Below are 9,628 nucleotides of genomic sequence, written 5' to 3' on the forward strand. Positions count from 1 at the left end.
TTAGTTTGTTGCGAGTGCACAGACGATACCAAGAAAAGCTGCACTGATGCCAAGGACATAACTTGTCCCGAGGTAAAGAGCGAGTGTCCGTCTATTTTCATGTTGGAGCAGTTGGAGCGTCTCGAGCTTAAAGGTCGAAAAGGTCGTAAACGAACCGAGAAATCCCGTCCCGAGAAACAACGTCCACGTCGAATCGAGATGAAGACCGATGACGAGACCGAGTAAAAAAGAACCGCTGACATTACCGATGAATGTCGCGAGCGGGAAGTCGCGTGTCCAAAACGTCTTCGCCCATTGGCTGAGTGCAAAACGACTGATGGCACCGAAAAAAGCACCGATTCCGAGTGCGAGCAGTGTCATGTGTTGTCCCTCCTTGCCGCGAATTGCCGGAGACGGCGCGTCCCGAGCGCGTAACCGAGGTACGAACAAAATAATCCGCCGAATAGACTAAGGAGAACATAAAGTGCGGCGAAGCCATATAGACCGGTCCGCAGTAACGTGACCGCTTCGACGCTAAACGTCGAGAATGTCGTGAACGAGCCGATGAAGCCTGTTCCGAGCGCCGTCATCGCATATTGATGAAGTAAATTTGTACGGAATAAAAAATGTGTGGCATACCCTAAAACGAAACAGCCGAGAAGATTAATACAGACCGTTGCGACGGGAAACGTCCCTGTCGCCAGTTGACCGATTGTTAGACTAAGACCGTACCGTGCCGAGGCACCGAGTACACCGGCGAAGCCGACTAAAACATACAGCATTGTCACCCATCCTCTACCTATAGCATATTTTCAACATACGCTGTTCAGAATCAAGGCGTCAAGTGGGTAAAATAGGCAAATCACTAAAACTCTCACGCATTGAAACCGATAGATGAGTATACGAATGAGAGAAGGAGTTTTGCAGATGGTGTCACCGCTCGAACAGCTCAGTACTAAAATATTGTCCCGCCTCATCCCAACGTTAATTACAGTCGCCCATCCGTTGATTTTCATTTTTGCCCAGATGGATTATGTCTCGATGCGAGCTTTTTATCAATTTTTGATCGGTGGCATCATCTTGACGATAGCATTACTGGCCGGGAATCAATTTTTCGGGCAGCACCCGATTGGGAAGTACATTCAAATCACATTGACCTATTTGGTCCTGGCGCTCGTCCTCGTCACTTTGCCGACGCAGAGCATTTGGACGATTGCCTATCTGTATCTCGTCATGTCGATTGTCTACTTGATTCCCCGGATTGTCGTGATGGCGGGAGTACTCGGTCTGCTCGAACTTGTCATGTTTACAAGCATCGGAACGGTTGAGTTTACGAATCTGTTCGACTTGATCGTTGCGCTTGTCATTTACTTGATGATTTTTGCAGCAGCCGTCTTTGTTGCTGTGTTCGGTCGCAATGTCATGACGGAAGTTCAGCGTCAACAGGAAAAAGCGGAAACGTATGCAGAAGTCTCTCGGACGACGCTTGCCCAATCCGCAGCAACAGCGACAGACGTGACGACGTTCACGGAAGAGATGAGTGAAACAGTCGATACGGCAAAATCCTCATTCGAAAAAATCGATGACGCGATGAAGATGCTTGCCGCGAACTCAGCGAAAAATGCGACATCCGTCCGTCAAATTCGGCAAATGAATGAGAGTAACGTCCAATCGATTGCTGACGTCACATTAGCCGTCGATCGTGCTCTCGAGCGGAGTTCTTCTTCAAAACTCACGGCAGAGAACAGTCAAGAGACAATCAGTGAAGCGGGCGAGTCACTCCAACAATTGACGGTCAGCATGGGTGAGTCCGTCACATCATTCGGTCAGCTCGCAGGACGATTCCAAGAAATCGTGACGATCACGTCGAGCATCAACGCAATCGCGACGCAGACGAATTTGCTGAGCTTAAATGCTTCAATCGAAGCTGCACGGGCAGGGGAATTCGGAAAAGGGTTCACCGTCGTCGCACAAGAAATTCGCAACCTGTCGTCACAAACGGCAGAGGCATCAAAAGAAATCAATCAAATCATCGAACGGGTTGAACGTGACGTGACGAATACGGGAAGTGCGATCAATGCGAGCACGACGTTACTCCGTGAGCAAGAGGAACGGATGCAGCGGAGTCAGCAAGCCTTGCAGACGATTGCGGCAGACTCGTCCGATTCGGTCCAAGCGATTAGTGGCGCCCGTCAGCAATTCGCAACGATTACGAGTAGTTTGACGGATATCACGCAGGCGACAGAACAGCTGGATGCCTTCATGGATTTGTTATTGACGAGCAGTGATCAATTATCAGGTCTGACCCGGTCGCAAGTCGAACAGATTCGTGACTTACAGCACGCGATTCATGCGTTGAACGCGACGGCATCGACGCTCCGCGAAACGACAAAAGAAGGTTAACGAGTAAGCACACCGCCCTACACGCGGTGTGCTTTTTCGTTTGTGGAACAAGCAGAATGGGAAGATAGTAAAGGTGAATGAACAAATTAAAGGAGGACGATGAGATGAAAGCAGCGTATATCGAACAATATGGTGGATCGGATGAGTTCAAAGTAGGAGAGATTGAGCAACCGACGATTGGTGCAGATGACGTATTGATTGAAGTTCATGCAGCGAGTGTCAATCCGGTTGACTGGAAACTGCGTGAAGGGTACTTAAAAGAGATGCTCAGTTACGACATGCCGCTCGTCATCGGCTGGGATGTATCGGGTGTCATCAAAGAAGTCGGAGCAAACGTGACCGATTTGAAGGTCGGAGATGAAGTCTTCAGCCGCCCGGATATTGCCCGTCAAGGCACATATGCCGAGTATGTCGCGGTCGATGCCCATCTCGTCGTCAAAAAGCCAGCCTCGCTGAGCTTCGAGGAGGCCGCATCATTGCCACTCGTTGCGCATACGGCATGGCAAGTCATGTTCGAAGTGATGGATGCGAAACCAGGTGACCGGATTTTCATCGGTGCCGGTTCAGGTGGGGTCGGAACGGTCGCAATCCAGCTCGCGAAAGCACACGGCTTGTATGTCATCACATCAACGAGCACCCCGAACGTCGATTGGGTCAGTGAACTCGGAGCCGACGAAGTCATCGATTATAAACAACAAGATCCGGCAGAAACCGTGCGTGACCTTGATTTCGTTTTCGATACGATGGGGGGAGACGGACAGGGCAAACTGTACAACATGCTTAAAGAAAATGGAATGCTCGTCTCGATTTCAACGCCTCCGAACGAAGAGGAAGCAAAACAGGCGAAGGCACGCGTCGAATATGTCTTCATGCAGCCGACAGGCGAACGGATGAAAAAAATTGCGGAAGCCGTCGAAAAAGGTGAACTGAAACCCGTCGTCGACCGGATCTTTGATCTTGAGGATACGAAACAAGCCCATGATTACGGAGAAGAAGGGCATGCGAAAGGTAAAATCGTCATTAAAGTGAAATGACGTGGGAACGTCTTGACTCGAACTTTGAGTCAGGGCATTTTCTAAACGTCATCTTACGTTAGGATAACCGGAACAGCAAACAAAACTCCCTTCAATATCCGAAGGGAGTTTTTAGTGTGCAGGCAGTGTAATATTCGGCAACAAAGCTGGTTCCTTTTTAACGGGAAACAGACGTTGAGCGGAGGAGACGGTCGAGTAACACGAGTGTCTCCGGTTGATTCTGTAATGTCGTCTGCAAAAAAGAGCGTTCCTGCTCGAGTAACGCAACATAGCGACGTCCTGCTTCTTGATGCGTCGCCGGGACGAGGACGTCATAAACGGCCTCGAACGGGACACGCTGGTCGTCCGGTAAGTAATCTGGAATCGTCTTTAGTCCGAGTTGCGCCCGCTCCGGCAGATGGTGGTGCAACAGGACTTTTGCGAACTTCGTCAACGCACTGCGTAACATTTCGACCGCCCATAAGCCGTTGCCGCGAGCGGCGGCTTTTTGATACTGGAAGTAAAACCAGACGGCATCGATTGCCTCGTCTTCGAATTCCTGCTGCGACAGGGTCAGAGACGTTTCTTCGATAAACGGTGCTAACTGATTTTTTGGATCATACAGGACGCGGATGGCATCTTTTTGATTTAACGAAGTGGTCGTGACGGTAAATAGGTCGACATGTAACAAGTCATCATAGACCGCAATCATTTGTGGGGCGACGATGAAAATGTCATCGTGCCAAATGACGGGCCGGTACGCTTCAAGGTGCGCCAGACGACGAGGCAGGAACTCCGAAACAGTCCCTTCTGCGACGAGGCAGTAGAGGTCGAGGTCGGAATGAAAATCTTCCTCGCCGCGACCGAATGAGCCTTTCAAAAAAATCGCTTCAACGGTCGGATCCTGTTTGAGCCGATCTGTAAGTTGTTCGATGGCATATAGCTGGTGCATAAGTAAGTCACTCCTTCAAGCAGTCTATTTCTTCAGTATACGTGAAATAAGGGAGATTATTCCATTATCATTTTTACTGATTTCCTAAAGCGAGTGAGCAGAGAAAAATCAACAACACAAAAAGGGCCTGACTCAAAAGCCATCCCTTTAAATCATCAGCTGTTTCAAACCCTTAGCGTAAAGAAGCTGTATGTTGTTCTTGTTCTTTTTGTTCCATATGCACGGCATGCTGTTCGCCCCAATGGTTCATCACATTGAGGATTGGCATGAGTGTCCGCCCGTAATCCGTCAAGGAGTACTCGACGCGGGGTGGAACGACTTGGTAGATTTCACGGTGTACGATATCATTTAGCTCAAGTTCACGTAGTTGAGCCGTCAACATCTTTTGGGTGATGTTCGGTAGATGTCGTTTTAATTCACTGAAGCGGAGTGTCCCGTGAGTAATGAGCTCGAGCAAAATCGACGGTTTCCATTTTCCCGTCAAAATCTCGAGTGCAGTCTCGACGCGACAGATGGGTGTCTCTTGCATCATCGTTCCTCCTTCGTAGTATCTTTTTAGAAACTATACCACTTTTTTGTGCCTACTTCCGTTCACGTTGCTTCCGGGGGATAATGAACCTATGAAGTGAACGTACAGGAGGAATAACAATATGACAATCCATTCAGAGATTACGCTCGGACCGGTCAGCTTACGGATTACGGATTTAGACCAATCGATTTCATTTTACCGTGACCTGCTCGGACTAACGGTACTCGAACAGACAGGGAACACGGCGACGCTTGGTGCGAAAATGACACCACTCGTCGTGCTGGAGGAGCAGAAAGATGCACGACGTCTCGCACCCAATTCAGTCGCGGGACTGTATCATTTCGCGATTTTATTGCCAAGTCGAAAAGAACTTGGTTTCGTCATCCGCAACTTGATTTCAAATGACGTTGATCTTGGTCAAGGCGACCATCTCGTCAGTGAAGCGTTTTATCTATCCGATCCGGACGGGAACGGGATTGAGATTTATGCCGATCGTCCACGGGAGACATGGTCTTATGAGGCGAACGGGGACGTCAAGATGACGACAGACCCCGTCGATTGGCAAAGCATGCTCGTTGAGGCAGGCGAAGAAGACTGGTACGGAATGCCGGCAGATACGGTCATGGGTCATGTCCATTTCCATGTCAAATCACTCGAAGCCGGACGCGCCTTTTATGTCGACACGCTTGGTTTTGAAGTGGCGACCGATGCGTCACGGATGAAAGCCTTATTTGTTGCAGCGGGTGGTTATCATCACCACATCGGGATGAACCTGTGGGCAGGAGCGGACGCGCCAAAGGCACCGGGCGACGCCGTCGGACTGGATTATTGGACGCTCGTTTATCCAAGTGCATCCGTGTTAGAAAAAGCGGTTGCTGCGATCGATGCTTCGCTCTACCGAGTAGAGCGGACGGAAGACGCGGTGTACGTCACGGATGATGCCGGCATTACGGCACGACTGGTTACGAAATAATGAAAAATGAACCTTCTCATCACAGAGAGGGTCCATTTCAGGCTATAGACAAAGTGCCATCGGGAGATAAGCGTCTGTTTTCGTTGCTTTCCTCGGGCGAGGCGCAAGCCGTTGCTCCTTGATCCTCACGGACAACGAGCAGGGTCTTGCCTGCCTCTGAAAGTGCGTTAAGAACGCACTTTTTCCCGCAGGAGTCAACGAAACGTGACGCTTTTCAAGTAATATCGTGACAGAAATCTAGTCATGCAGACAGGGTAGCGCGAACGGATTGCTCCTCGATATCGCATGTACACGCTTCATAAGAATTTGTCTACACGCTTAAATGGACCTTCTCATTGGAGAGGGTCCATTTTTGTCAGTTAATTTTGTCCGGATAAAGCAGACGGGGCATTGCCATCGTAACGACTGACGAGTTCATACGGTCGGACGGTATAGAGGGCATGCGGCAGGTAAACGGGATTCATCGCATCGAGTGCACGGATTTGGAAATGCTCACGTTTGATATAGGTGTCGACGTTCTCACGCGTGACAGGGAAGAAGCCGACGTCCGTCGTCTCGCCTTCTTGTGCTTGCAATTCACCACTGACGTACGTCCCGCGGAAGGCGACGCAGATGATGTGACTTGATATATTTTGATAGATGCCGGTAATGCCGTCGATCGTGACGTCAACACCGGCTTCTTCTTTGACTTCACGTTTGACGGCATCGAGAATCGATTCATTGTTTTCGACTTGTCCGCCCGGTAGCTCATACGTGTCGCCACGATGGAGGTTGCGGACAAGCAAGACTTCACCAGCATCGTTCGTGATGTAGGCAGTGACGCTGACGATTGCACGGGGTGGTGTGTAGACACCTGTCGCCGTCATGAAATCTTCCGTCGATTTGATGTAGAGGTTTTTCCCGAGGCGGGCGCGTTTCTTCATCGCTTCCCTGCGTAAGGCGCTGTTGCGGACATCACGGTCGACTTGCTCATAGTGCTCGCGATCGCGATATTCCCAAATGGCGATGACTTCATCTTCCGATTCCGTCACCCAGCGACCGACGAGACGGGCACCGTGACTGATTTGTAGGGGAAAGAGATAGGTGTGAAAGAACTCGGTAAATTCCTGTAGTCGTTCCGGGCGAATCGTATAGGTCTTCCGGCGATGTAACATGAAAATTCCTCCTCTATCATACAAGCAGATATACGTTCAGGTTCTTTATTACACTTCTCTTATCGTAAGCGGATTCCCTTCTTTTTCAAACGAATCGAGAACAACAAAAAAAACGACTTCGCGGAGAGCGAAGCCGTTTTTGGGATTAAGCGATATCTCGTTCTTTTTTGTCATCAAGGATTGATGTATGGCGTTTGATGGCGTGGACCATTTTCGCGATCGCACCGTCCCCTGTGACGTTTGCTGCTGTACCGAAGCTGTCTTGTGCGATATAGAGTGCAATCGCGAGGCTGACCATGGTCTGGTCAAAGCCGAGCATGGAGACGAACAAGCCGGTTGCGGCCATGACGGCACCACCGGGAACGCCTGGTGCTGCAATCATCGTCACACCGAGGGCGAGAATGAATGGGAAGATCGCACCGAACGTGACCGGCATGTTGTTCAAGTAAAGAATCGCGATGACGATTGACGTCAACGTGATCGTCGAACCCGCAAGGTGGATGGTCGCACAAAGCGGAACAACGAAGTTTGCGACTTCTTCATCGGTGTCATTTGCTTTTGTCTGCCGTAGCGTGACAGGAATTGTCGCTGCGGAAGATTGTGTTCCGATGGCTGTGAAGTAGGCAGGCATCATTGTTTTCAAAAGACGGAACGGATTCTGTTTATTGGCGATACCGGCAATCGTATATTGTAATGTGATCATCACGAAGTGAAGAACGAGGATGACGACGAAAACGAGTGCGAACACAGAAAGAATTTCTGCGACTTGACCGGCATATGTCATGTTCATGAAAATTCCTGCGATGTGGAACGGGAGTAATGGAATGATGACTTTGCCGATAATCAGTTCGATGATACTACGGAAATCAATCGAGAGTTCAAGCAGACGTTTGCTTCTAGTTGCTGCGATTCCGATTCCGAAGACGAAGGCCATGACAAGAGCTGTCATGACGCCGAAGACAGGCGGAATTTCAACTTCCATGAAGCCTTTTAAAAGTGCTTCTTCCGGATTCTCCATGTTTGCGAATGAACCACTGAGCATGCGCGGGAACAAGTTGACTGCTGTACCATATGCGAGTAAACCGGCGATGACTGTCGAGAGATAAGCGATGAGAGCTGTGATTCCGACAAGCTTTCCAGCGCCTTTTCCAAGTTCACCGATACCCGGAATGATGAAACCAAGGATGATTAAGGGTATAGCGAATGATAAGAACTGACCAAAAATCCCATTGAATGTGACGAAAGAACGGACGATCCAATCGAAGCGTTCGGTGACGAGGCTACCCACTATAATTCCAAATGCGATGGCGATGACAATACGACCGAGCAGACCAATTTTAAACTTCAAACCAATCATCCTTTCTTAATAATGAAATTGTCTAACTGAATTGAAGCTATTTTCGCACATCTAAAATGGCATTACTACAGCGTTTTAATCATTCTGATTATTCGAAATATAGAAATCGGTTGCATGATTTTATGCAATAAACGCTTCAACGCTTTAGTACAGCCACTTTACAGTGCGTGTCTGCATCAACTTACGAAAAAATTAAAAGGTAAAATAGTTTTCCGTTCAAAATACTTTGTGAACAAAGATTACTCAAAAACGTCAAAATCAGGCATACTCTCTGTATAGAGAAAAAAGGAAGTGATGAACTAATGGATATCATGGCACTCGTCCGCCTGGCCGGAGGAATCATGTTTACTCCGCTATCGGATGATGTTTTGATGATGGGATATACAGCGTTACGAATCAAAGAAGGGGTACATCCGGTCCTCATATGGCTCGCTGCGTGGCCAATTTTTTTCATTTCCTTCGCGTGGTTTTATTTACTCGCCCGTTTCTTCCGTGAAATTCCACTCATCAAGAAATTCATGAAAGTAAAGTTTTTGACACGGGCAGAAGAGATTTTAGATCGTCGTGGTTTGTGGGCGATCGGGCTCTCGTTCTTTTTACCAGGGGTACGTCATCCCATCCATTATGTTGCAGGATTGCTTGCATACCCACTTCCACGATACCTCGGGATGACGTTTTTAGCCGCCGGTTTATATACGGGTCTTTGGACATTTGTCATCGTTCGGATTGGTCAAGCCGTGACATGGTCGGAGCTTTGGGAATGGATTATGACGAATCCGAGTATGATTTTTATTATCCTTGCCGTCATATTAATCATTGCGGGTGCCTCCATCGTACATGCGAGACGGCGACACCGCCTCGAGAAAGAAGAAGCAATCGCTGAGTGAACAAGAACATGGGGGAGCACTCTCCTAATAACTTAAAACACGATAGACAAAGTGCTATCGGGAGATCAAGCGTCTTTTTTCGTTGCTTTCCTCGAGCGAGACAGGGCAGCGCGAACGAATTGCATCTCGATATCGCATGTTCACTCTTCATAAGCGTTTGTCTAAACGCTGAAAGACACGTTCGCCGATGCGGAACGTGTCTTTCGTTTGAATAAAGTTGATTAAGTGAACTTACGCGTTTTGACGTTTGCGTGCCACGACGATTCCAGCTGCACCGAGTGCAAGACCGAAGAGTGCGAGTGCACCTGTTGTTGCGTTGTTGCTTGTGTCGCTCATGCCGCCGTTACCTGTGTTCGGCATTGAACCTGGTGTACCGTCCAT

At 48.9% G+C, this 9,628-nt stretch carries 10 protein-coding genes; 4 read left to right on the forward strand and 6 right to left on the reverse strand.

Annotated elements, in window-relative coordinates; all coding sequences use genetic code 11:
• Together crcB (KNQ05_RS13465) and crcB (KNQ05_RS13470) are read right to left on the reverse strand one after the other, a co-directional pair.
• Window positions 1-360, reverse strand: a complete 360-nt coding sequence (gene crcB, locus KNQ05_RS13465) for a fluoride efflux transporter CrcB (protein ID WP_088836125.1) — start codon at window positions 358-360, stop codon at window positions 1-3.
• On the reverse strand, window positions 357-761 hold the full coding sequence (gene crcB, locus KNQ05_RS13470) for a fluoride efflux transporter CrcB (protein ID WP_088836126.1): 405 nt from the start codon (window positions 759-761) through the stop codon (window positions 357-359). The genes crcB (KNQ05_RS13465) and crcB (KNQ05_RS13470) overlap by 4 nt, the downstream gene beginning before the upstream one ends.
• 124 nt (window positions 762-885) lie before the next feature.
• On the opposite strand from crcB (KNQ05_RS13470), the gene KNQ05_RS13475 reads away from it, so the two are divergent.
• Both KNQ05_RS13475 and KNQ05_RS13480 read left to right on the forward strand, forming a co-directional pair.
• The gene (locus KNQ05_RS13475; RefSeq protein ID WP_251132521.1) at window positions 886-2,382 is read left to right on the forward strand and encodes a methyl-accepting chemotaxis protein; all 1,497 of its coding nucleotides are present in this window, start codon (window positions 886-888) and stop codon (window positions 2,380-2,382) included.
• A gap of 104 nt (window positions 2,383-2,486) precedes the next feature.
• Window positions 2,487-3,416 carry an NADP-dependent oxidoreductase gene (locus KNQ05_RS13480; RefSeq protein WP_214805727.1) on the forward strand — a complete coding sequence of 310 codons (930 nt, stop codon included), beginning with the start codon at window positions 2,487-2,489 and terminating at the stop codon, window positions 3,414-3,416.
• 157 nt (window positions 3,417-3,573) lie between these two features.
• On the opposite strand, the gene KNQ05_RS13485 is transcribed toward KNQ05_RS13480, so the two are convergent.
• Both KNQ05_RS13485 and KNQ05_RS13490 read right to left on the reverse strand, forming a co-directional pair.
• A complete protein-coding gene (locus KNQ05_RS13485) occupies window positions 3,574-4,347 on the reverse strand; it encodes a nucleotidyltransferase domain-containing protein (protein WP_214805730.1) in 774 nt (257 codons plus the stop codon).
• A gap of 172 nt (window positions 4,348-4,519) precedes the next feature.
• The gene (locus tag KNQ05_RS13490; protein WP_088836130.1) at window positions 4,520-4,876 is read right to left on the reverse strand and encodes a winged helix-turn-helix transcriptional regulator; all 357 of its coding nucleotides are present in this window, start codon (window positions 4,874-4,876) and stop codon (window positions 4,520-4,522) included.
• Window positions 4,877-4,997: 121 nt separating this feature from the next.
• Between KNQ05_RS13490 and KNQ05_RS13495 the strand changes: the two genes are divergently transcribed.
• Window positions 4,998-5,849 (forward strand): VOC family protein, encoded by an 852-nt coding sequence (locus tag KNQ05_RS13495; RefSeq protein WP_088836131.1) that lies wholly within the window; start codon window positions 4,998-5,000, stop codon window positions 5,847-5,849.
• Window positions 5,850-6,208: 359 nt separating this feature from the next.
• Here KNQ05_RS13495 and KNQ05_RS13500 read toward each other — a convergent pair whose 3' ends face one another.
• Both KNQ05_RS13500 and KNQ05_RS13505 read right to left on the reverse strand, forming a co-directional pair.
• Window positions 6,209-7,003, reverse strand: a complete 795-nt coding sequence (locus KNQ05_RS13500; protein ID WP_088836132.1) for an NUDIX domain-containing protein — start codon at window positions 7,001-7,003, stop codon at window positions 6,209-6,211.
• A 145-nt stretch (window positions 7,004-7,148) separates the two neighbouring features.
• Window positions 7,149-8,360: a dicarboxylate/amino acid:cation symporter gene (locus KNQ05_RS13505; RefSeq protein ID WP_214805734.1), complete on the reverse strand. Its 1,212-nt coding sequence runs from the start codon at window positions 8,358-8,360 to the stop codon at window positions 7,149-7,151.
• A gap of 302 nt (window positions 8,361-8,662) precedes the next feature.
• Here KNQ05_RS13505 and KNQ05_RS13510 point away from each other — a divergent pair, with 302 nt between their 5' ends.
• Entirely contained in the window at window positions 8,663-9,247 is a 585-nt protein-coding gene (locus KNQ05_RS13510) for a DedA family protein (protein ID WP_088836134.1), read from the forward strand.
• Window positions 9,248-9,628: the final 381 nt, after the last annotated feature.

The sequence above is a fragment of the Exiguobacterium sp. s125 genome (genome assembly GCF_018618605.1).
In the GTDB taxonomy this organism is placed as follows: domain Bacteria; phylum Bacillota; class Bacilli; order Exiguobacteriales; family Exiguobacteriaceae; genus Exiguobacterium_A; species Exiguobacterium_A oxidotolerans.

Excerpts from the sequence above, each read along its gene's own strand:
- crcB (WP_088836125.1), bottom strand. The coding sequence starts at position 360 with ATGACACTGCTCGCACTCGGAATCGGTGCTTTTTTCGGTGCCATCAGT.
- crcB (WP_088836126.1), bottom strand. The coding sequence starts at position 761 with ATGCTGTATGTTTTAGTCGGCTTCGCCGGTGTACTCGGTGCCTCGGCA.
- KNQ05_RS13475 (WP_251132521.1), top strand. The coding sequence starts at position 886 with ATGAGAGAAGGAGTTTTGCAGATGGTGTCACCGCTCGAACAGCTCAGT.
- KNQ05_RS13480 (WP_214805727.1), top strand. The coding sequence starts at position 2,487 with ATGAAAGCAGCGTATATCGAACAATATGGTGGATCGGATGAGTTCAAA.
- KNQ05_RS13485 (WP_214805730.1), bottom strand. The coding sequence starts at position 4,347 with ATGCACCAGCTATATGCCATCGAACAACTTACAGATCGGCTCAAACAG.
- KNQ05_RS13490 (WP_088836130.1), bottom strand. The coding sequence starts at position 4,876 with ATGCAAGAGACACCCATCTGTCGCGTCGAGACTGCACTCGAGATTTTG.
- KNQ05_RS13495 (WP_088836131.1), top strand. The coding sequence starts at position 4,998 with ATGACAATCCATTCAGAGATTACGCTCGGACCGGTCAGCTTACGGATT.
- KNQ05_RS13500 (WP_088836132.1), bottom strand. The coding sequence starts at position 7,003 with ATGTTACATCGCCGGAAGACCTATACGATTCGCCCGGAACGACTACAG.
- KNQ05_RS13505 (WP_214805734.1), bottom strand. The coding sequence starts at position 8,360 with ATGATTGGTTTGAAGTTTAAAATTGGTCTGCTCGGTCGTATTGTCATC.
- KNQ05_RS13510 (WP_088836134.1), top strand. The coding sequence starts at position 8,663 with ATGGATATCATGGCACTCGTCCGCCTGGCCGGAGGAATCATGTTTACT.